22 protein-coding genes and 1 pseudogene are annotated in these 21,995 nt (G+C 43.0%); 7 read left to right on the top strand and 16 right to left on the bottom strand.

Going from position 1 to position 21,995, the window contains the following annotated elements; all coding sequences use genetic code 11:
* Nucleotides 1-70: 70 nt before the first annotated feature.
* Nucleotides 71-517: a CBS domain-containing protein gene (locus LJF29_RS09365; RefSeq protein WP_010334136.1), complete on the bottom strand. Its 447-nt coding sequence runs from the start codon at nucleotides 515-517 to the stop codon at nucleotides 71-73.
* Nucleotides 518-656: 139 nt separating this feature from the next.
* Here LJF29_RS09365 and LJF29_RS09360 point away from each other — a divergent pair, with 139 nt between their 5' ends.
* Entirely contained in the window at nucleotides 657-1,019 is a 363-nt protein-coding gene (locus LJF29_RS09360; RefSeq protein WP_081720783.1) for a YugN family protein, read from the top strand.
* 33 nt (nucleotides 1,020-1,052) lie between these two features.
* On the opposite strand, the gene ctaG is transcribed toward LJF29_RS09360, so the two are convergent.
* The 6 genes from ctaG to cyoE form a co-directional block, all read right to left on the bottom strand.
* The gene (ctaG, locus tag LJF29_RS09355) at nucleotides 1,053-1,946 is read right to left on the bottom strand and encodes a cytochrome c oxidase assembly factor CtaG (RefSeq protein ID WP_229148142.1); all 894 of its coding nucleotides are present in this window, start codon (nucleotides 1,944-1,946) and stop codon (nucleotides 1,053-1,055) included.
* Nucleotides 1,947-1,972: 26 nt separating this feature from the next.
* The gene (gene ctaF, locus LJF29_RS09350; RefSeq protein WP_010334133.1) at nucleotides 1,973-2,305 is read right to left on the bottom strand and encodes a cytochrome c oxidase subunit IVB; all 333 of its coding nucleotides are present in this window, start codon (nucleotides 2,303-2,305) and stop codon (nucleotides 1,973-1,975) included.
* 2 nt (nucleotides 2,306-2,307) lie between these two features.
* On the bottom strand, nucleotides 2,308-2,931 hold the full coding sequence (gene ctaE / locus LJF29_RS09345; RefSeq protein WP_059352864.1) for a cytochrome c oxidase subunit III: 624 nt from the start codon (nucleotides 2,929-2,931) through the stop codon (nucleotides 2,308-2,310).
* Entirely contained in the window at nucleotides 2,931-4,799 is a 1,869-nt protein-coding gene (gene ctaD / locus LJF29_RS09340; protein WP_026014704.1) for a cytochrome c oxidase subunit I, read from the bottom strand. Before ctaD ends, ctaE begins: the two co-directional genes overlap by 1 nt.
* A 32-nt stretch (nucleotides 4,800-4,831) precedes the next feature.
* Nucleotides 4,832-5,902, bottom strand: a complete 1,071-nt coding sequence (coxB, locus tag LJF29_RS09335; protein WP_229148141.1) for a cytochrome c oxidase subunit II — start codon at nucleotides 5,900-5,902, stop codon at nucleotides 4,832-4,834.
* A 238-nt stretch (nucleotides 5,903-6,140) separates the two neighbouring features.
* Nucleotides 6,141-7,058, bottom strand: coding sequence for a heme o synthase (gene cyoE / locus LJF29_RS09330; RefSeq protein ID WP_010334129.1), 918 nt, complete (start codon nucleotides 7,056-7,058; stop codon nucleotides 6,141-6,143).
* Between the two features lie 351 nt (nucleotides 7,059-7,409).
* On the opposite strand from cyoE, the gene ctaA reads away from it, so the two are divergent.
* On the top strand, nucleotides 7,410-8,330 hold the full coding sequence (gene ctaA, locus LJF29_RS09325) for a heme A synthase CtaA (protein WP_010334128.1): 921 nt from the start codon (nucleotides 7,410-7,412) through the stop codon (nucleotides 8,328-8,330).
* A 379-nt stretch (nucleotides 8,331-8,709) separates the two neighbouring features.
* Here the strand turns inward: ctaA and pyc are convergent, their stop codons facing one another.
* From pyc to glsA, 4 genes are all read right to left on the bottom strand, one after another.
* Entirely contained in the window at nucleotides 8,710-12,156 is a 3,447-nt protein-coding gene (gene pyc / locus LJF29_RS09320; RefSeq protein WP_010334126.1) for a pyruvate carboxylase, read from the bottom strand.
* A 74-nt stretch (nucleotides 12,157-12,230) separates the two neighbouring features.
* The gene (locus LJF29_RS09315; RefSeq protein ID WP_229148140.1) at nucleotides 12,231-13,442 is read right to left on the bottom strand and encodes an FtsW/RodA/SpoVE family cell cycle protein; all 1,212 of its coding nucleotides are present in this window, start codon (nucleotides 13,440-13,442) and stop codon (nucleotides 12,231-12,233) included.
* Between the two features lie 202 nt (nucleotides 13,443-13,644).
* The gene (locus tag LJF29_RS09310) at nucleotides 13,645-13,926 is read right to left on the bottom strand and encodes a YlaN family protein (protein WP_003221339.1); all 282 of its coding nucleotides are present in this window, start codon (nucleotides 13,924-13,926) and stop codon (nucleotides 13,645-13,647) included.
* Nucleotides 13,927-14,023: 97 nt separating this feature from the next.
* Complete coding sequence (glsA, locus tag LJF29_RS09305; RefSeq protein WP_010334124.1) at nucleotides 14,024-14,953, bottom strand: glutaminase A; 930 nt, start codon at nucleotides 14,951-14,953, stop codon at nucleotides 14,024-14,026.
* Nucleotides 14,954-15,056: 103 nt separating this feature from the next.
* On the opposite strand from glsA, the gene LJF29_RS09300 reads away from it, so the two are divergent.
* A complete protein-coding gene (locus LJF29_RS09300) occupies nucleotides 15,057-15,542 on the top strand; it encodes a peptidyl-prolyl cis-trans isomerase (RefSeq protein ID WP_229148139.1) in 486 nt (161 codons plus the stop codon).
* Between the two features lie 4 nt (nucleotides 15,543-15,546).
* On the opposite strand, the gene LJF29_RS09295 is transcribed toward LJF29_RS09300, so the two are convergent.
* On the bottom strand, nucleotides 15,547-16,875 hold the full coding sequence (locus LJF29_RS09295) for a PhoH family protein (protein WP_229148138.1): 1,329 nt from the start codon (nucleotides 16,873-16,875) through the stop codon (nucleotides 15,547-15,549).
* A gap of 154 nt (nucleotides 16,876-17,029) precedes the next feature.
* Between LJF29_RS09295 and LJF29_RS09290 the strand changes: the two genes are divergently transcribed.
* Nucleotides 17,030-17,659, top strand: coding sequence for a YhcN/YlaJ family sporulation lipoprotein (locus LJF29_RS09290; RefSeq protein ID WP_010334121.1), 630 nt, complete (start codon nucleotides 17,030-17,032; stop codon nucleotides 17,657-17,659).
* Nucleotides 17,660-17,745: 86 nt separating this feature from the next.
* A complete protein-coding gene (locus LJF29_RS09285) occupies nucleotides 17,746-17,955 on the top strand; it encodes a YlaI family protein (protein ID WP_105954170.1) in 210 nt (69 codons plus the stop codon).
* 56 nt (nucleotides 17,956-18,011) lie between these two features.
* On the opposite strand, the gene LJF29_RS09280 is transcribed toward LJF29_RS09285, so the two are convergent.
* Both LJF29_RS09280 and typA read right to left on the bottom strand, forming a co-directional pair.
* The gene (locus LJF29_RS09280; RefSeq protein WP_229148136.1) at nucleotides 18,012-18,329 is read right to left on the bottom strand and encodes a YlaH-like family protein; all 318 of its coding nucleotides are present in this window, start codon (nucleotides 18,327-18,329) and stop codon (nucleotides 18,012-18,014) included.
* Between the two features lie 55 nt (nucleotides 18,330-18,384).
* A complete protein-coding gene (gene typA, locus LJF29_RS09275) occupies nucleotides 18,385-20,223 on the bottom strand; it encodes a translational GTPase TypA (RefSeq protein WP_229148135.1) in 1,839 nt (612 codons plus the stop codon).
* Between the two features lie 111 nt (nucleotides 20,224-20,334).
* Here typA and LJF29_RS09270 point away from each other — a divergent pair, with 111 nt between their 5' ends.
* Together LJF29_RS09270 and LJF29_RS09265 are read left to right on the top strand one after the other, a co-directional pair.
* Entirely contained in the window at nucleotides 20,335-20,523 is a 189-nt protein-coding gene (locus LJF29_RS09270; RefSeq protein ID WP_010334117.1) for a YlaF family protein, read from the top strand.
* Nucleotides 20,524-20,795: 272 nt separating this feature from the next.
* Nucleotides 20,796-21,401, top strand: a complete 606-nt coding sequence (locus LJF29_RS09265; RefSeq protein WP_029441237.1) for a hypothetical protein — start codon at nucleotides 20,796-20,798, stop codon at nucleotides 21,399-21,401.
* A gap of 44 nt (nucleotides 21,402-21,445) precedes the next feature.
* On the opposite strand, the gene LJF29_RS09260 is transcribed toward LJF29_RS09265, so the two are convergent.
* The gene (locus tag LJF29_RS09260; RefSeq protein ID WP_229148134.1) at nucleotides 21,446-21,739 is read right to left on the bottom strand and encodes a zf-HC2 domain-containing protein; all 294 of its coding nucleotides are present in this window, start codon (nucleotides 21,737-21,739) and stop codon (nucleotides 21,446-21,448) included.
* Nucleotides 21,736-21,924, bottom strand: a pseudogene (locus LJF29_RS09255) (sigma factor-like helix-turn-helix DNA-binding protein); the annotation flags it as partial. The gene LJF29_RS09260 and the pseudogene LJF29_RS09255, both read right to left, overlap by 4 nt.
* Nucleotides 21,925-21,995 lie beyond the last annotated feature (71 nt).

Here is a 21,995-nt window from a genome sequence, read left to right as displayed (position 1 = left end):
ATGTGAATTGCATGTCTTGCCTTATTTCTCATTACAATACAGCCTATTTAACATGTCAAAGATTTATGTGTTAATGCAAAAAGCCTTGCTCTCTGTTTTCGTCCTCTGAAATATCTGATAAAGCACTGCCGGCACGTTCATTTGTTTGTTCAGATAAGGAAAGATCGCCAAGCGTGACAATACCAGTCAGCTTGTTGTTTTTGGTTACAGGTATCCGTCTGAGCTGATGGGATGCCATTAAATGAAGTACCTCATCAACTGGCGCGTCCTCTTCGACACTGACAGGTTTTTCGGTCATAGCATCAGTGATTTTTTGGGAGTTGGGCCTTTTTGAGGCGATGCCTCTTAACACTAGATCACGATCAGTTACGATGCCGACCAATGTTTCTCCATCCTCATCAACTACCGGAATGGCTCCTACATCCGCGTCTTTCATCTTTACCGCAGCTTCATATACATTATCTAATACCGTGCAATATTGCAAGTCAGCTGTCATCAGATCTTTTATTTTTGTCATCCGTAAAACCTCCTTTTATCTAGTGATATTTTCGTCAAATTTTCATTTTTGCATACTTTCAAAAGAAGAAGATTCATTGAAAGTTTAACGCTTTCATACTATGATTGTCAGGAAAGGTAATTTTTATAAGGAGGGGTCAGTGTTGAAGTTTACTGATAGCGGACTTGAAGGGGTAAAGGCTGAGCTCAGCCTCTTGGACGATTTGATGGAAAGCAAGGGACTCATCAGAGCCGGTCAATGGGATTATGAAAGAGTGACCTATGACAGAAAGTTTTCGACGATTGAGGGAACGTTTTACCTGCGGATTCAAGGCAATGCAACAGAGGGCGATGTCGGAAGCGGCCGCGCTGTTATTCAATTAATGCCCCCTCTATTAGGAAAACACTATTACCCGCACGGAGTGGAATACGGAGAAACAGAAGAGTTCCCAGTGCAGGTTGTGACCAAAAGCAAGGCACTCATCCAGGACATCTCCGACATGCTGAAAACCGTTCAAATGTAATAAAAAAGGTACAGCCAATTGCCGCTGTACCTTTTATGATATCGTCTGCTGAATATAAGGCGGCTCCTCGTGTCCATCCTTTTCCCTTTCCTTCTTCACCCATTGAAAAAAGACAATCGCCAAAAAAGCGCCGTATACAATTTCCTGAATGATTTTCATCATAACTGCCCCGAGCTGCTGATCCTCTAACAAAGGAAGTGTATTAAACATTTCCGGTCCTGTTAACGGAACCTGTCCCAGCATATCCGCAGGAACACAAAGCTTCATGGCTTCCGCCCAGGCAGACGGATCTGTATAGGTGGCATATAACGGCGTTCCGCTAAACATGATCAGGGCGCAAGCAGGCGTCAGCAGTATACCGTCCGCCATAATATAGCCCAGCTTCATCAAGCCGCTGAGCTGCGGAAGCCGAGCCACCTTATGGACGAGCGGCCACCACATAAAAAATGCTAACACGAAAATGAGCCAAGTCATTACCGTATGGTAAAGCGTATCCGTTTTGACAGTATCAAATATTAGCGGCACATGATAAAGAGAAAAAATGCCGTTAAATAAAAGCAATGCAATTAAGGGTGTTGAGAAAAATGTAAAAAAAGGCTTAATAGCAGGCCGAAAAATCATTTTTTCCCAGGCCCATGCAGGAATTCCTGCGATTAATAAAGGAGGAACCACTAAATACAAAACAGCCATCTGCACCATATGGGCGCTGAACATAATATGTCCGAGCAGATCAATCGGGCTTCCTTCGGCTGTATATAAAAACAGCATTGCCGACAGAAAACAGGCCATTTCTTTACCCGTAAGACGGTCAGGCTTTGAAGACATCCGTCTGTAAAAAAAGATGTAAAGCACCGTGATGCCTAAAAGGATACAAAAAAGATAAGGGCTCCACATAGCGCGAAACCCAAACACGTCTAACTGATTCATGTCTTCACCTCCGGCGGCTGCTCAAATTACCACCATATAATTGTAACAAACGCAAGCACCGTAATGAACGCGACAAACATACCTGAATACAGAAACAATGCCGGCGCTTCATGCCCTTTCTGATTCATATGCATGAAGTAATACAGCTGAAATATCACTTGAATAGCCGCAAGCAGTATTATGAAAGGAATCGTAAACCAGCTGCCGATGCCGTCTGTTGCCACAGTCAGAAACGCAACGAGCGTAAGGCCTATCATCAGGCCAAAAGACATGACTTGATATTTCATCTCCTGAGCATGCTTCTTTTTCTTATATTCAAGGTCGCCGCTGATATGTCCTCTGCTTTTTTTATCGACCATGTTTATCCCACCATCCCCATTAAATATACAACGGTAAAGATAAAGACCCACACGACATCAATAAAATGCCAGTAAAGACTGGCCACGTAAAACTTAGGCGCTGTATATAAGCTCAAGCCCCTCTTTGCATTACGAATCATCAGCGCGCTGATCCACAAAAGGCCAAACGCCACGTGTGCACCATGTGTGCCGACAAGCGTATAAAACGATGAGCCAAGAGCCGAGCTTGTGATGGTAAAGCCAAACTCATGTGTGTAATGCTTAAATTCATAAATCTCCAAGCCTAAAAATCCCGCACCCAATAACAAGGTAATCCCCAGCCAAAGCTGCATTTTCCCGAAGGAAAAGTTTTTCATATGATACATCGCATATACACTCGTTAAACTGCTCGTTAATAAGAGCATTGTGGCGATAAAAACGAGTGTGACATCAAACATTTCTGTCGTAGGCGGGTCACCGGCGTTTGAATTCCGGAGTGCAAGAAAAGTGGCGAAGAGAGACGCGAACAAAACAGTCTCTCCCCCAAGAAAAAGCCAAAAACCTAAAAATTTATTTTTCCCTTCCAGTGTTGCTTTTTCGGGAGAAGCTGGAAAGGTCTCTGCGGTGAATTTTTCTTCAATTTGCATTACGCCTTCACCCCTTTATCATCGTTCGGCAGTTCCTCTTTGTGAATATGATAACCGTGATCATCAATCAATGAACGGAGCAGCATTGTAAAAAATGTGATGCCAAGTCCGATAAAGATCACCGGCAGACCCCAAGCGTGCTCGGTTCTATACAAGAGACCAAAGGCAGCGACAAAGAGGCCGAAGGAAATGATCAGCGGCAGAATTGAACCGTTTGGCATATGGATATCTTCAACCGGTTCTGCCGGTGTCATTGATTTGTGTCCCGCCTGCTTCTCGATCCACAGCGGGTCAAGCCCTCTGACAAATGGAAGCTGTTTAAAATTATATTCTGGCGGCGGTGACGAAACAGCCCATTCAAGCGTACGCCCGTCATGCCATGGATCATCTCCGACATATTCGCCCTTCACCGAGGTCCAGATGACATTGACAAGCAGGAGGATAACGGCTGCTGCCATAAAAAACGCCCCGATTGTACTGATCAAGTTGCCGGTTTCAAGCCCCTGGCCTGGCAAGAAGGTATACACTCGGCGCGGCATGCCCATTAAACCGACAAAGTGCTGGATGAAAAAAGTAAGATGGAAGCCGATAAAAAACAAGACAAATGATATTTTCCCCATTGTTTCATGCAGAATTTTACCGAACATTTTCGGCCACCAGAAATGAACACCGGCTAATAGCCCGAATACCACTCCGCCTATAATGACATAGTGAAAGTGCGCCACAACAAAATACGTATCATGGAACTGGTAATCAGCAGCTGCTGCCGCCAGCATGACACCTGTCACACCGCCAAGCACAAAGGACGGGATAAATGAGACGGCATACAGCATGGCTGTGGTATATTTCACATTTCCTCCCCAAATCGTCAGCAGCCAGTTAAAAATTTTAATCCCGGTCGGAATAGCGATCGCCATTGTAGCAACTGCAAAGATTGCGTTCGCAATCGGTCCGAGGCCTGTCGTAAACATGTGGTGCACCCAAACCATAAAGCCAAGAAAACCGATAAGCACGATCGCAAAAACCATTGAAGAATATCCAAACAATCGCTTTCTGGAAAACACCGGGATGACCTCTGAGAAAATGCCGAAAGCAGGCAAAATCAGAATATAAACCTCCGGATGTCCGAATATCCAAAATAAATGTTCCCAAATAATCGTGTTACCGCCAAGCTCAGGATTAAAGAAATTTGTGCCGAACAGCCGATCCAGCATCATAAGAGCCAAGCCAACCGTTAGCGGCGGAAACGCAAACAAAATCAATGCCGACGCCACAAATGTCGTCCATGTAAACAAAGGCAGCCTCATGTACGTCATGCCGGGAGCCCTCATGTTAATAATCGTGGCCAAAAAGTTAATCCCGGCTATCAGCGTCCCCAGTCCGGATATTTGGAGTCCAAGAACGAAAAAGTCTATGCCGTGCCCTTTGGAATGAAGCGAAAGCGAGGCATATGACGTCCAGCCCGCATCTGGCGCTCCTCCCAAAAACCAGCTTAAGTTTAAGAAAATGCCCCCGAAGAAGAAGAGCCAAAAACCAAGCGAGTTTAAAAATGGAAACGAAACATCCCGCGCTCCGATCTGCAATGGAACAACCGCATTCATAAGAGCAAATAAAAGCGGCATCGCAGCCAAAAAGATCATTGTCGTCCCGTGCATCGTCATCACTTCATTGTACGCTTGAGCACTGAGAAAAGCATTTTCCGGCTTTGCAAGCTGGATTCTGATAAACATCGCTTCAATTCCCCCGACAAGAAAGAAGAATCCTCCTGCGATTAAGTAAAGTATTGCAATTTTTTTGTGGTCCACCGTCGTCAAATAATCCCAAAGCATAGATCCGCGCGTCCGCTTTTCTGTAAGCGCATTCAACATATGTGACCTCCCCCAATATCTCCCTTTCTTCCCTACTTGCTTTCTGCTTTCAAGCCTTTTAAGTATTCATAAAGCGCGTCCATTTCACTGTCTGAAAGCTTCGGATATGTTCCTGTCATTTTGTTCCCCGGCTTTATGCTCTCAGGGTCTTTCAGCCAGGCTTTCACATTTTCTTCATTGGCATCCTTTACCCCTGCCACTTTTGTCCTTTCACCGAAAGTCGCCAGATTTGGTGCCGTTCTTGCTGCCTCCGCACGCTTATCATTCGGCTCCACTGCATGACAGCTCAGGCAGTTTTTCTCTTTGAACAGCTCTTCCCCCTGCTTAGCCAAATCATTTTCTGCTGTCGTCTTATAGTTTTTCATATCTTTTGTCCATGCCTGAAACTCTTTCGCAGAAAGGGCCTTTACTTTAAAATCCATGAGTGCGTGTGAAGGCCCGCAAAGCTCAGCACACTTTCCAAAGAACGTATCTCCCGCCTCTTTGCTGCGTTTTGAATCGAACGTTAAGAAGAACGTATTTTCGTTATCAGTATTGGTATCAATTTTTCCTCCAGCTGAAGGAATCCAGAAAGAATGTTTTACATCAGAGGCTTTTAAACTGAAATAAACCCGCTGGTCTGTCGGTACGATCAGCTCCTGGCTTGTGATAATGCCGTAATCAGGATATTCAAACTCCCACCAATATAAATTCGCTCTGACATTGACAACGAGAGCATCCTCGGCTTTGCGGTTTTTCTTATCCATAGGTGATGTATCTGCGAGTTCAAGCGTATATAATACGACAGGGATAACAAGAATGATGAGCAGCAAAATAGGGATTACTGTCCATGTGATTTCTAAAAATTTATTCCCTTCCACTTGTTTTGGTATCGTGTTTTCCCCAACCCGTGACCTTCTGAATCTTACAATCACGTAAAAGAAGATAACAGATACGACTGCTACGACAACAACCATAATCAATGTACTGAGCACTGTCAGGTCATACTGTTTATCAGCCACCTCGCCAGCAGGCTTGAGCGTGGATAAAAAAGGTTTTCCACATCCGCTTAACAGAAGCGACACCAAGGCTAATAATAAGATAAGACGCCAATGCTTTACCATTTCACCCAACCCCTTTTCTGGTCAATACAGCGGCGGAAAATAGATTGATTCCATCGCAATCCGGCCGCCTCCCAATAAAGCACTTACATTTCCTCTTCTCTTAAATTATGAGTTTTTTTACTCAAAATGCCATCTATGTATAAAAGTAAAGCCGCCTGATTAAACAAAAGGTCAAGGCGGCATTCACTAGTTGTCATCGGTTATTTTGAAGCGATAAAACAAGCAATGTATCTATTTTTTAGAAAAGCGTAAAGACAACCATTGCAACGAAATAGATTGTCATGTAATTCAGTGAGTAAACGAACATCATCGTCGCCCACTTCATGATATTTTTTGAACGGAAACCCATCAACCCAAGAATCAGCCAGCCGATATTTAACAGCAATCCGAGAATCACAATCGGTAGACCTAGGCTTCCTAAAAAGAATGGAAGCGGCATCAGGCACGCAACCCATACAATAATTTGTCTTTTCGTCACTTCAAATCCATATACGACTGGAAGCATTGGAATATTCGCGGCTCTGTAGTCCTCAGTTTTCTTAATGGCAAGCGATAAGAAGTGAGGAATCTGCCAAATGAATAAAATCATAAATAATACCCATGCCACGACGCCGATATTTCCTTCTACTGCCGTCCATCCAATCAGAGGCGGCACTGCTCCGGAAACACTCCCCACTACTGTGTTAATCGTATAGCGGCGTTTCGTCCACATTGTGTACAGGACAACATAAGTAAATACTCCGATAAAACCAATAACAGCAGCCATCACAGTGGTCATCAGCAGCATGATCAATCCTAAAGCAACAAGCAAAATTCCAGACCATAAAGCCTGATTCGGCTGAATTTTACCCGTAACCGTCGGTCTTACTTTTGTACGCTCCATGATATGATCAATGTCCCGGTCATACCAGTTATTGATCGCACAGGAGCCCGCAATAATCAATGATGATCCAAATAAAGTAAGAAGAACGGTGTTTATATTGCCTAAAAAGCTTAAACCGGAAATATGAAAAGCAAGCCACATTCCAGTAAAAGTTGTGATGAGATTAGAATTTACGATCCCTATTTTAATGAGGGACAGAAAATCTTTCCATGCCGTTGTTTCTTCAATTTGTCCGTCTATAGCTGTATCATTTAAGATTCTGGAGTTAGCCATAACGTAAACCTCCCTTACAAACCTAACGCAGGTTCATAATAACCTGCAACTCTATCATACAAGATAACAACTTGTAAAAAAACATCCTATTAAATATTAAACGAGAAACAGGAATTTATTTGTGAACTTTTTATGAATTTTACCAGAGAAAAAGGCAATCGCCAATTCGCCAATGCGTTTACCTTATTTCTATCAGACCCGGCATGAATAATCAAGTATACATTTCCAGAAGTCGTAATTCTATTATATTTTTGTGAACAAAGGGCTCTAAGAATTGCCACAAAACACATATTCGCTTACACTTGGTACGTATAAAAAATTGCAGCAGTTTGTTAAGAAGGTGGATATTGTATGAATAAAGCATTAAAAGCTCTCGGTGTTTTGACTACATTTGTGATGCTTATTGTTTTAATCGGGGGAGCCCTCGTTACAAAAACAGGTTCCGGCCAAGGATGCGGCAGACAGTGGCCGCTGTGCCACGGGCGCTTCTTCCCTGAACTGAATCCCGCTTCTATTATTGAATGGAGCCACAGATTCGCAAGCGGCATCTCAATTATTCTTGTATTAAGCCTTGCCTTTTGGTCATGGAGAAAAATCACACCTGTTTTCCGTGAGACAACGTTTCTTGCCATCATGTCCATTATCTTTTTGTTTCTCCAGGCACTGCTTGGCGCGTTAGCTGTTGTATTCGGTTCAAACGCGCTTATTATGGCGCTTCATTTTGGGATTTCACTGATTTCCTTTGCGTCTGTTCTAATATTAACATTGCTTATATTTGAAGCTGATAAATCAGCCAGAAAACTTGTTAAACCGCTTCAAATCGGCAAGAAAATGCAATTTCACATGATAGGTATTTTGATATATTCCTATATCGTTGTGTATACTGGCGCATACGTAAGACATACAGAATCCAGTCTGGCGTGTCCTGATGTGCCGCTGTGCAGCCGGCTGAACAATGGACTTCCGACCCAATTTCACGAATGGGTGCAAATGGGGCACAGAGCTGCAGCCTTGCTCCTGTTTGTATGGATCATCGTTGCCGCTGTTCATGCGATTACTTCCTATAAAGAACAAAAGCAAATCTTTTGGGGCTGGATTTCGTGTCTTATTTTTATCACGTTACAGGCACTGTCCGGTATTATGATCGTATATTCTGAACTGGCGCTGGGCTTTGCGCTTGCGCACTCATTTTTTATTGCCTGCCTGTTTGGGGTTTTATGCTACTTCTTATTACTGATTGCACGCTTTCGTTACGAATCAAAACGGGCATAAGACACAGGACCAAAGCTCTTATACGCTTTGGTCTTTTTTATCCTTCCAACTTGATGATTGATATAAGGTTTGGATCATCTCGACCGATGATGAATGCTAAACCCGCTGTTCAGTCGATGTTTAGGACAGGATTTTAAATAAAATAACTTTTCACCAAGAAGTCCATTCATTCTTACCAGAAAAGCAGCCATCATCATACGAAAGCCTATGAAGCATCCCTCCTTGTTCAGCTTGTCTCATTCCCTGCGCCTGTGAGCAGACAACCAATGCGTCCTTTACACACGTTTGCATCAGCCCCCGATTTGCTGCACCTTCATGTCTTCATATCTCGTTCTTCACTAAAAAAGAGTGTATATCAGCTGATATACACTCTTTTTGATTATGCTTTTTCAATTTCGAGAAGCAGATCTCCCGTTTGGATCGGCTCTCCATTTTTCACATGAATCTGTTTGATTGTTCCTGAGAATGGCGCCTGAACCGTTGTTTCCATTTTCATGGCTTCGTTGATCATCAAATGATCACCTTTATTGACTTTGGCACCCGCTTCTGTCAGTACCTTGATGACAGTTCCAGGCATAGAAGCCGCAATATGATTTGGATTTGTACGGTCTGCTTTTAATCTCTCCTGAACGGAAGACTTAATGCTTTCGTCCTTTATGACCACTTCACGCGGCTGGCCGTTCAGTTCGAAATAGATCACGCGAGTTGCATCCGGCCGAGGTTCACCGATTGAAATCAGTTTGACGATCAGCGTTTTCCCGCGTTCAATTTCCACTTCTATTTCTTCTCCTAATGTCATGCCATAGAAGAAGGTCGGAGTATCTAATACTGAAATATTCCCATAGCTTTCAGCAGTTTTCACATAATCGGAGAAGACTTTAGGATAAAGGGCGTACGCCACAGCATCCTGGTCTGAAATCTCTAGGTTATACTGCTCTTTAAACTCCTGTTTGATCGCTTCAAAGGATACCGGCTCAAGCAGTTCTCCCGGTCTGACTGTGATCGGCTCCTGCCCTTTTAAAATGAGCTTTTGAAGCTTTTCCGGGAATCCGCCATGAGGCTGTCCAATATTTCCTTTGAAAAGCTCAATAACAGAATCAGGGAAATCTAATGATTCGCCTTTTTCGTAAATGTCCTTTTCAGTCAGGTTATTTTGCACCATGTACAGCGCCATATCCCCGACTACTTTAGAGGAAGGCGTAACCTTCACGATATCACCGAACATATCATTTACGCGTCTGTACATCTCTTTGACTTCGTTCCAGCGATCGCCCAGGCCTACTCCTTTCGCCTGCTGCTGCAGGTTGCTGTATTGGCCACCAGGCATTTCATGCTCATAAATTTCAGTATGCGGAGACTTCATCCCGCTTTCAAATTCACTATAATATTTACGAACTGATTCCCAATACTGGGATAGTAATTCCACGCCTTGCACGTTCATTTCCGGACGGCGGGAGTTTCCCTCCATCGCATGGTAAAATCCGCTCGCACTAGGCTGTGATGTTAAGCCAGCCATTGAGCTGACTGCCACGTCTACGATATCAACGCCTGCTTCTACTGCTTTTGCATACATATAAATTCCGTTGCCGCTCGTATCATGCGTATGTAAGTGAACCGGAATATTGATCGTTTCTTTCAACGCAGACACCAGCTCATATGCGGCTTGCGGTTTTAACAGACCTGCCATATCTTTAATTCCGAGAATATGGGCTCCTGCAGCCTCAAGCTCCTTCGCCATAGATGTATAATAAGCAAGATCATATTTTGTACGGGTTTTGTCGAGAATATCACCTGTGTAACAAATTGCCGCTTCAGCCACTTTACCTGAATCCCGAACGGCATCAATTGCTAACGTCATCCCTTTTACCCAGTTTAAGCTGTCGAAAATACGGAAAACATCAATGCCGGATTGAGCGGATTGCTTTACAAATTCTTTAATTACATTATCTGGATAATTCGTATAGCCGACAGCGTTTGAGGAACGAAGCAACATCTGGAACAGCGTGTTCGGCACTTCCTTGCGGAGGTCCTCCAAACGCTTCCATGGATCTTCCTTCAGGAAACGGTAAGCTACATCGAAGGTCGCGCCTCCCCACATTTCCATGCTGAACAACTCCGGCCATAACGCAGCCGTCGGATTAGCGATTTTTTTCAAATCATGCGATCTGAATCTAGTCGCCAGTAAAGACTGATGGGCATCTCGGAATGTTGTATCAGTTAATAGAACAGATTTCTGTTCCTTAACCCAATTTACAAGCCCTTCAGCGCCTTTTTCATCTAGAATTTGTTTTGTTCCTCTTGCAGGCTGCTGGTCGACGTCTACTTTGATAGCTAACGGTTTGTCAAACGCCGGTTTCTCTTTTTTGCCGATTCCAGGGAAACCATTCACTGTTACATTTCCAATGTAAGTAAGCATTTTTGTTCCGCGGTCTTTCTGTTTAGGAAAATTAAACAACTCAGGCGTTGTATCAATGAAAGACGTATCATATCGCCCTGTCAGAAACTTTTCATGCTTTGCGACATTTTCAAGGAACGGAATGTTTGTTTTAATTCCTCTGATTCTAAACTCCTGAAGGTTTCGAACCATTTTGGCCGCCGCCTGTTCAAACGTTAAAGCCCAAGTTGATAACTTAACGAGCAGTGAATCGTAATATGGCGTAATAACGGCGCCTTGGAAGCTGTTTCCTGTATCAAGACGAACACCAAAGCCTCCACCCGAGCGGTAAGCCATGATTTTCCCTGTGTCAGGCATAAAATCATTTTGCGGATCCTCAGTCGTTACCCGTGACTGAATCGCATAGCCGATTGTAAAAATGTCCTTCTGCTCCGGAATGTTGACTTTTTTGCTGTGAAGGCTGTGGCCTTGGGCAACAAGGATCTGTGTCTGCACAATATCAACACCGGTAATCATTTCCGTAATTGTATGCTCAACTTGAACACGCGGATTTACTTCTATAAAATAAAACTCGTTGTTCGCGACAAGGAATTCAACCGTACCAGCATTTATATAGTTCACGTTTTTAGCAAGCGCAACCGCCGCTTCACAAATTTGATCTCTCAATTCAGTTGACAGCGAAACGCTCGGCGCTACTTCAATCACCTTTTGGTGGCGTCTTTGAACAGAACAGTCCCGTTCAAAAAGATGAATCACGTTGCCCTGATTGTCTCCAATCACCTGAACCTCAATATGCTTAGGGTTTTCAATCAGTTTCTCTACATATACTTCATCATTGCCAAAGGCTGCTTTTGCCTCTGATTTCGCACGTTCATATGCTTCTTTGACTTCACTTTCACTTCTGACAATTCTCATGCCGCGTCCGCCGCCGCCAAGCGAAGCTTTAATAATAATCGGATAACCGTGAATTTGTCCGAATTGTTCGACTGCTTCAAGCGTTTCTGCAGGGCCGTCGCTTCCTGGAATAACAGGAATTCCGGCTTTTTCCGCCTGCTCACGCGCTTTTACCTTATCACCAAACATATCTAAATGTTCAGAAGTCGGACCGATGAACACGATGCCTTCTTCTTCACAGCGCCTTGCAAAATGTATATTTTCAGATAAGAAACCATATCCCGGATGGATCGCATCCACCTTGTTTCTTTTCGCAATATCAATAATACCTTCAATATCCAGGTAGGCGTCAATTGGTTTTTTCCCTTCGCCCACCAGGTACGCTTCATCTGCTTTGTAACGATGATAGGAACCGGAATCTTCTTTTGAATAAACCGCAACTGTACGAATATTCAATTCTGTACAAGCACGGAATATACGGATTGCAATTTCTCCCCTGTTTGCTACTAACACTTTTTGTATCGATTGCTGTGACAAACTTTTTTCCCCCTTACCCGAATGGAATATAATCTATCATATCGGAATACCCTTTACGTGTACACACTTGTTTTTTACAGATAAACAGTTTTTTCAAGCTGTTTCTTTTTCATTCCCTTTGGCGCCAAGGACTCTCTCTTCTTCTTATTCTCTGAATATTTCACAAACATGCTGATATTGATTAATATCCCCATACTTCCTAATAAAAGCAGTAAAGAAGAGCCTCCGTAGCTGATGAATGGCAGCGTAACACCCGTAATCGGGATGAGCCCGCTGACACCGCCAAGGTTAATAAACGATTGTACGGCAATCATGCTTGAAATGCCGATTGCCAGAAGACTTCCAAACGGGTCATCGCATTTTCTCGCAATATAGAAACCTTTTAATACGATAAAGCCCAACAGGAAAACAACAAACAATACCCCAAAAATGCCAAGTTCTTCAGAAATCACGGCCATGATAAAGTCAGTATGTGACTCAGGAAGATACCCGTATTTCTGGATACTTTCTCCGAGTCCAAGACCGAAAATACCTCCCGACCCAATCGCATAATAAGAATTGATCACTTGCAAACCTGATGTATTCGCATATTTAAACGGATCTTCCAGACTCTCAAAACGAGCTAAACGCCCTTCAGTTAAAATGTTATCCTTATTTAAATAAATAAGAGGACTGACCAGGATTAAAACAATTCCGCCCAGCAAAACAAGCCTTGCCAGCGTCTTCCCGCTGAAACCCGAGCACAAAATCATGCACGTAGCGATGATGGCGATAATCATCGCTGTACCAAAGTCAGGCTGCATGGCAATTAAGCCGCAGATAATAACCGTCATCACCACAGGAGGCGCAACTCCTGTTAACAGGTGATCAATATAGCTTTGTTTTTTTGCATAGACAGCTGCTAGATATAAAATCACTACCAGCTTGACAAATTCACCCGGCTGAATACTCATTCCGCCGATTTTAAACCAGCTTTGCGCATTTCCGGCAACATGCCCGAATACAAACAGTGAGATAAGCGCAAACACTGAAACAAGCAGCATCACCTTTTGAAATTTTTGATGAGCCAGTGCTTTGTAAGGAAACACGGCCATAACAATAAAAAGGATGCCTCCTGCGATTAAAGCAAACAGCTGCCGCATGAAGAAATAATTACTGCTTACGTTATACCGAGAAACAGCTGTAATCATACTTGAGCTGTATACCATCACTAAACCGAATCCGCATAGTAAAACAATTGCGAATATCAGTGAGTAGTCATAAGATTTTAGCATTTTTTTTAACATAACATCCTCTTCCCTGCTTCCAACTTCCATTACCTATGGTTTTTATGTATTTATATTTTTTATTTTACTACAATTTATCAAATGACACGAAGATTCTCTATACGATTCGGATGAAATGCGCAAAAAGAGACCGTCATTATACGGTGAAAAAGCCAGCGGTTATAAAAAAACCCAAACTGTTAATTAGTTTGAGTTTTATCATTTATTTACCTGTAAACGCGTCGTGCAAAGCAGACAATTCGCGTTCTAATGTGTATAAAAGGTCTTTTCCATCTTTTTCGTCAACCAATCCCAGGCGGACAGCAAAATCGATTTCCCTCGAAAGTCCGAACATTTGAGTATCTAATACCTCTTCATATAGAGGACATTGAGGCATCGTTAAGTTATCCATTTGTACTCGGATCAGCTTCAAAATCTTCTCAGCGTCAACTTTCAGTAGCTCAAAAGCTTTTTGCCGATGGTCAACTATCATCTCTGAAGCCAAAAGTATCCCTCCGTTCCCCAGGCGAGTACCTAATTCTTCTATTTATCATAAAGGGTATCAGCAGAAAATGCAAGAGGATTTAAACAGATGACATAAATTAAAAAATACTCAGCCTATACGTTTCAGACATTATTTTCAAAAGCTTTACACCTGCAATGCTGTTCCCTTTTTCATCCAAAGCCGGGCCGAAAATGCCGATCCCAAAATCATAGGGTGAAATGCCCATAATCCCTCCTGATACACCGCTTTTCGCAGGAATTCCGACCTTAATCGCAAATTCTCCGCTTGCATTATACATTCCGCAGGTGACCATAAACGTCTTGCAAATTCTTGCGACATCTTTTGAAATGACTTGTTCTCCTGTTTCTGGATGCCTGCCGTTGAGCGCAAACACAGCCCCAATTTTCGCTAAATCAAGACTGTTCATCTCAATCGCACATTGCTTCGTATATAAATCCATTACTGCTTCAACATCATCCTCAAAAATCCCATACTGCTTCATATAATAACACATTGCCCGATTAATCATTGATGTGCTGTATTCAGACTCAGCTACGTCCTGGCAGTAGGTGATGTCTTGGTTGTTTGTCAGTTTTCTGATAAAAGAAAGCAGATAATCGAGTCTCTCTTTAGACGTTTGTCCTTTAATCAAGCTGGTTACAACCAGTGCCCCGGCATTTATCATAGGATTTAGCGGCTTGCTCGGATTCATGGTTTCAAGCTTAATAATTGAATTAAACGGATCACCGGTCGGCTCCTGGCCGACATAACTGAAGACTCTGTCCTTGCCGTATTCCATTAACACAAGGGCAAGCGAGAGCACTTTCGATATACTTTGAAGGGTAAATGTTTTCTCTACGTCACCCGCTGACAGACAAGTATTATTGGAATAATAAATCGCTACTGAGAGATCGTGCTGATCAGCTTTTGCTAAAGCGGGAATGTAGCTGGCCACCTCTCCCTTGTCTGTCACCTTTTTTGCTTCTTTCACTAACGCTTCCAGCTCGTCATTATGCCGGCATACCATGCGACCACCCTCGCTCCCTGAGCATCTCAATACACATAATTTGTTACACAAAGTGACAATTCATGCGAAAACTTTTATAATTTTGAGAGAAGGGGGTTATACCATGAGCGTTATACAAGTAAAAGGCAATGTTACATATCCGATTACAATTGATCCGAGCGTATGGATTTTTGATGATCGTAAATTTTCATTTGACCGTAAAGGGGACGGCCAAGAAATCAATTTACATTCGGCTGAGAATGAATCTGGCCTGGATACTGAACGTGTTATTAGAGAAGGACAGATTGCGCCGCCTACATTAAAGACGGAAAAACAATTTGAGAAACAGAAATTGATGAACGGCAGCTTCGCAATGAAATTGGGAAATGTGCTGAAAAATGCTGAGCCGCTCAGCTCTGCATCACAATGCGTATTTATTACAAGTTCCGGTAAAGCCGCCGTTTCTCTTGATACCGCGCTGAACAGTATTGTCCATTTCAGCCAGGCAGGCAAGCCGATTCAGGAAGGCGGTCCGGTTCATATTTATTTTGAAGATCCAGTTGATCACGTACAGCCAATCACCAATATAAAAGAGATTGAAATCATTTAAATCATCACAGCAAGTCAGCGGCAAGCTGGGCAAGCCCGGATCTCTCACCTTTTAAAAGCTTCACACTGCCTGAGATGGGTTGTCCTTTAAATCGCTCAACGACATATGCCAGACCATTATTCAGACTGTCTAAATATGGGTGATCAATTTGTTCAGGATCGCCCATTAAGACAATTTTACTGCCTTCGCCCACTCTTGTAAGAAGTGTTTTCACTTCATGCCTGGTCAAATTTTGCGCCTCATCAATAATAATAAATTGATCGGGAATGCTTCTCCCTCTGATATAAGTCAGCGCCTCTACTTGGATCGAACCGATCCCTGCCAAAATCGCCTCGAGCTCTCCCGGTTTCTTGGCATTAAACAGAAACTCCAAGTTATCAAAAATCGGCTGCATCCAAGGCTTTAGCTTCTCCTCTTTTTCACCCGGTAAGTATCCGATATCCTTGCCCACAGGTACAATCGGCCTTGCCACGACCAGCTTTTTATATATCCCTAAATCTTCTGTCTGTAATAGCCCCGCTGCCAAAGCAAGCAATGTTTTCCCGGTTCCGGCTTTTCCAATCAGCGTTACCAGCGGAATATCTTCTCGCAGCAAAAGCTCTAACGCCATGGTCTGCTGAACATTCCTCGGTCTGATTCCCCAAACGTGTTCATCATCAAACACAAGCCTTTTTAAGACCGTACCCGTTTTATCCGCAATTCCGACAGCTGAGGACGATCCTCCTAATTCATCCTTCATTAACGCGAACTGGTTTGGGTAAAATGCATGCTGCTTTATATCCTGAACTGAAATTTGATTTTTTCCGTAAAAAGAGCTAAATAACTGCTGGTTAATATATAAATCCTTATAACCGCTGTACATCTCATCATTGTCCACAACCCGGTCATTTAAGAAATCTTCAGCAAGAAGGCCGATGGCATCCGCTTTGACTCTGACTAATACATCCTTGCTGACAAGGATCACAGGCCTGCCGTTTTCCTTCGTCTCTTCTTCGAGGCTTAAGTTTTTAGCAACGGCTAATATACGATTATCATTCGTTTTTTCGATAAAAATTTCTTGAAGCTGGTGAAAGGAACGGTGGTTTAATTCAATTCTGAGCGTCCCCCCCGTATCAAGCGGAACCTTCTCATGCAGTCTCCCCTTCAGTCTTAGCGCGTCTATCAGCTTAGATACGTGCCTCGCATTCCTCCCAACTTCGTCCATATATCGTTTCTTTGAATCAACCTCTTCTAAAACGACAGCAGGGATGACAACTTCATTTTCTTCAAAAGAAAAAATAGCGTTAGGATCCTGTAATAACACATTCGTATCTAACACATAAATTTTACTCAAGTCTCAGCCTCCTGATATAAGGGTCAAAGTTCTTCCTGCTTCTTTTACGATGAAAAAGGTGAACGCCTGCTAAAATATATGTTTTTGTGAATAAAGATAGAAGGTTAATTCAACAATAAAATTAATGAATGCATTTCAAGGAGGGAAACCGCAAGTGCGAATTCTTTTCATTATCATACAGCTCACACTCATTTTGTCCGCCTGCGCTGTTCAACAGGGAAGACAGGAGCAAAATATTGAAAAAGAATCAACGAGACAGCAGGAAACAAAACCGATTCACGTAAAGGACACATCTCAGGAAACAAAAGACAATGGAACTAGAACCGATATTGCCAAGCATCTTGTCGGCGTTGCTGAAAAAGTGCCAGATGTCAAGGATGCAACAGCTGTTGTGCTCGGGGGATATGCTGTAGTAGGAATTGACGTTGACGATAATCTGGATAGAAGTAAAGTCGAAACCATTAAATACTCTGTGGCACAGGCTTTAAAAAATGATCGGCACGGAGCCAATGCAGTCGTGGTTGCTGATCCTGATACCGTCAGCCGCCTCAATGAAATGGGGAGAGAGATCAGTGAAGGCCGTCCTGTTACGGGGATTTTAGATGAACTGGCCGCAATTGTCGGACGGGTGCTTCCGGAAGTGCCTAACGATGTGATTGACGATGAAGATGAACCGCAAACCAAGCAGCAAAACGATCAATTAAACGAAAAGCAAGAGAAGGAAATGGAAACGGAACAAAACGATCAATCTGATCATCATATGAAAAAGAACAATAATGATTAAGCTTTAGCCCTTGCGGCTTTAGCTTTTTCTTATTTTGGACAGCATCTGATCCATGATATAATACATAGTAGAGTGAAAGAGGTGATATGATGAGGGTCCAATGTTCTATTTGTGATAAAATTGAAACAATTGATGATGAAACCCTGATCGCGAAACGGCTGAGAAACCGTCCGATCCATACATATATGTGCCAGGAATGCCATGACCGAATTGCCCAAAAAACAGAAGAACGGCTGAAAACCGGAAAGTTCACGTTTCACCCGGGACAGCAGAAGAAAGAAAAAGTTAAAAAATAAAGCGGCAGCTATTCATACAGAATAAAAAAAAGACTCAGCGAGATGCTGAGTCTTTTTCATGATCTTGCCGACTGTTCCTTTTTCGACTGATACAGCCGAATTTTGTAAATGATTAAAATCAATGCAGCGACGACCAATCCCTCTGCCACAGGCAAAAATACACCAAGAAAAGTCAAAACAGTGCAGCCTAAAGCCAGAAATAAGTACACCACTGCTGATTTTAATACCGGAAGCCGTTTTGCAAATCCAAGTTTAAACACAATAACAGCTAAAACAAAAATGGTGCCGTATAGCAGCCACATGCCTGCTGCGGGCTGCCGGTCCACTTGATATAGAGCGGCGAAGAACGACAGGCGTTCGCTTACGTCATTCAAAAAGATTCCCTCCCCTGTAGCGTACGGGTTTTATCTTTTCAAATTCTGCAAAGGATTAAGACAATCCTGCTGTTTTTTTCTTTTTAGCCGCTTTTTCACGTTCGTTTTTGTTGAGGATTTTCTTTCTTAAACGGATGGATTCAGGCGTTACTTCGCAGTATTCATCTTCGTTTAAGTACTCTAAAGATTCTTCAAGAGACATGATGCGCGCTTTTTTAATTGTTGTTGTTTGATCTTTTGTTGCAGAACGGACGTTTGTCTGCTGTTTCATTTTGCTGACATTGACAACAAGGTCGTTGTCACGGTTATGCTCTCCAACAATCATTCCTTCATAAACTTCAGTACCAGGTTCAACAAAAATCACACCGCGGTCTTCAATCCCTTGAATTCCGTAAGATGTCGCTTTTCCGTTTTCCATTGACACGAGCACACCTTGACGGCGTCCGCCGACTTGGCCCGCCTGCATCGGCTGGTAGCTGTCAAACGTATGGTTCAGGATACCGAAGCCGCGTGTTAATGACAGGAACTCTGTTGAGTAACCGATCAATCCGCGGGAAGGCACTGTAAAGATTAAACGGACTTGGCCGTTACCGTTGTTAATCATATCGATCATTTCACCTTTACGCGCTCCCATTGATTCCATTACAGAGCCTGTATGCTCTTCCGGAACATCAATTTGCACACGCTCTATAGGCTCACAGCGTACACCGTCAATTTCTTTGATGATAACTTCAGGTTTTGACACTTGAAGCTCATAGCCTTCACGGCGCATGTTTTCAATTAGAATAGACAGGTGAAGCTCACCACGGCCAGAAACCACCCAAGCATCCGGAGAAGCTGTAGGCTCGACACGCAAGCTGACATCAGTCTGCAGCTGTGACTGAAGGCGTTCTTCAATTTTGCGGGCAGTCACATATTTTCCTTCACGGCCGGCAAACGGGCTGTTATTTACGACAAATGTCATTTGAAGTGTCGGTTCATCAATGCGAAGCACCGGAAGCGGTTCTTGATGCTCTACAGGACAGACTGTTTCACCAACGTTGATATCTTCCATACCGGAAACCGCAACGAGGTCTCCCGCTTTTGCTTCTTCAATTTCCACCCGTTTTAAGCCTTGGAAACCAAAGATCTTTGTCACACGGAATGATTTAGCTGTACCGTCAAGCTTCATAAGAGAAACCTGCTGACCGACTTTCATCGTACCGCGGAAAACGCGTCCGATTCCGATACGGCCTACATAGTCGTTATAATCAAGAAGTGCAACTTGGAATTGAAGCGGCTCATCTGCATTCTCAACAGGCGCCGGAACATGCTTAATAATCGTTTCATATAAAGCTTCCATGTTTTCATCTTGCTGCTTCGGATCAAGGCTAGCTGTTCCATTAATCGCGGAAGCATATACCACCGGGAATTCGAGCTGTTCTTCATTTGCATCAAGCTCGATGAACAGGTCAAGAACCTCATCGATCACTTCTTCAGGACGTGCGAAATCACGGTCGATTTTGTTCACAACAACAACCGGGTTCAAGTTTTGCTCAAGAGCTTTCTTCAGAACGAAACGAGTTTGAGGCATACAGCCTTCATATGCGTCAACGACAAGCAGTACGCCGTCAACCATTTTCATAATCCGTTCTACCTCTCCCCCAAAGTCTGCGTGTCCAGGGGTATCCAAAATATTGATACGTGTATCTTTATAGTTAATCGCAGTATTTTTCGCCAAAATTGTAATGCCGCGTTCGCGTTCAAGGTCGTTTGAGTCCATTGCGCGTTCAGCAACTTGTTCGTTGGCACGGAATGTACCAGCCTGGTGTAAAAGCTGATCGACTAGAGTCGTTTTCCCATGGTCAACGTGGGCAATAATCGCGATGTTGCGAAGATCATTTCGAAGTTTCACTTTTTCATCTCCTAAAAAAATTAGATAACTTTCATATTATACCACACATCCTCTTTAAAAGCGTCACGTTTTTCTGTAAACTTATCATAAGACGTAAAAGGGGATGGAAATATGAAAAAAATGAATTGGCTTTTATTATTATTTGCATTTGCAGCGGTTTTCAGCATAATGCTGATCGGCGTCTTTATCGCCGAAAAAAGCGCGTGGGGCATTATCGCCAGCATTGTGCTCGTTTGCGCCGTGATGGGAAGCGGATTTACGTTAAAAAAGAAAATGCGTGAGCAAGGATTGCTCGATTAAAAGCTTATCCTTGCTAAAGACATTGTAATCAAAAACACCGCAAATGAATGCGGTGTTTTTTCGTGGCGTAAGGCTTATCTCCCCTGTTTCCTAGGCGGGAAGAAGCAAAATAATATCCATTCATGGACAATCGTTCTAAATATGACATCTTTAACCAAACAAAAGTGGTTCGACATTGATATACATAAACTACCATAAAGCCTATTTTCCTGACACCAGCCCCTCCCTATAATGGGAATTGCACCACAATTCACAAAAGGGAGAGACGAAACATGAAAAAAACATTTGTAAAAAAAGCCATACTTACAACCGCCGCACTGACCTCAGCCACCCTGCTAACTTTCGGACCTGATGCCGCAAGCGCAAAAACAGTTAGTCACAGCACACCTGCTTTGCAGGAGACCATCACACATAAAGACCTGAATGCATTTTTAGATTTATTAAATCAATGTATATATGAAGAAGACGGGGTTTATTATTTTGACAGTGAAAAAGCTGTCGAGTTAGGAATGACACAAGAAGAGGCTCAAATCATTGCGAAATTGTGGGAATCGACCTCTGAATTTTTTGATGTTGTTTCACAATGTGTGTATGTTGAAGACGGCAGCTACAAATTTGATACAGAAAAAGCTGTTGAGCTCGGCTTCACAGAAAAAGAAGCACTCGCACTTGACCAATTTTTCGCCGCTGTTTCCCTTAAGATTCATATTCTGCAGGCATCCATTGTTTCAGAAGATGGAGCGTACAGCTTTGATAAAAATGCAGCTTTAGAAGCTGGTGCGACAACGGAGCAGGCAATTTTTTATGAAAAGCTCTTTGGCGCTCTGTCTCAAGAACAGCTTGCAGCCATCTACCAAATGCTTCATCCGCAGGCTTAATGTAATAAAAGCGCTTGTCCGTCAATCCGGCAAGCGCTTTTCCTTTAGATCAGCAGTTTGATGATCAGCATCACAGCAAACACTGCTCCAAACCAGAAGGCTGCTTTAATAATCAGCAAACCATAGTACCTTTGTTTAAAACGGATTTCTTCTTCAGGCAGAAAAGCATCTTGAGGTGTCTGTTCATCTTTAAACTCAAAAGGCTCAGACATCTGTTTATACATGTCTCTGCAGCTGCCGCAGGTGTTCATATGCTCTTCAATGAAGTTTTCCGTTTCTTTTTTGCAATCACCTTCAATATACAGAGGGAGAAGGTCTCTTACTAGAAAGCAGGTCATATCCGCTCCTCCTCTCTTCTTTTCGTCATGTTTTTCTTGAGCTCCAATCTTGCCCGGTGAAGTGCGGTTTTCACTTTTGAAAGGCTCCAGCCTAAGATTTCGGAAATTTCTTCATAAGAAAGCTCTTGAAATTCTTTTAAAATCAAAACGGATTGGTGCTGATCCTTTAGCTTTAGCAGCTCTTGCAGTGTATCTGTTCAAAATGCAATACATAATGACTGAATAATTCCAACACGTACAACAATCCTTTACTTCT

The organism is Bacillus sp. LBG-1-113, from assembly GCF_020708615.1.
GTDB classification, from domain to species: domain Bacteria; phylum Bacillota; class Bacilli; order Bacillales; family Bacillaceae; genus Bacillus; species Bacillus mojavensis.
The sequence above is the reverse complement of the archived record's forward strand: the minus strand, read 5'-3'. Positions and strand labels throughout refer to the sequence as shown.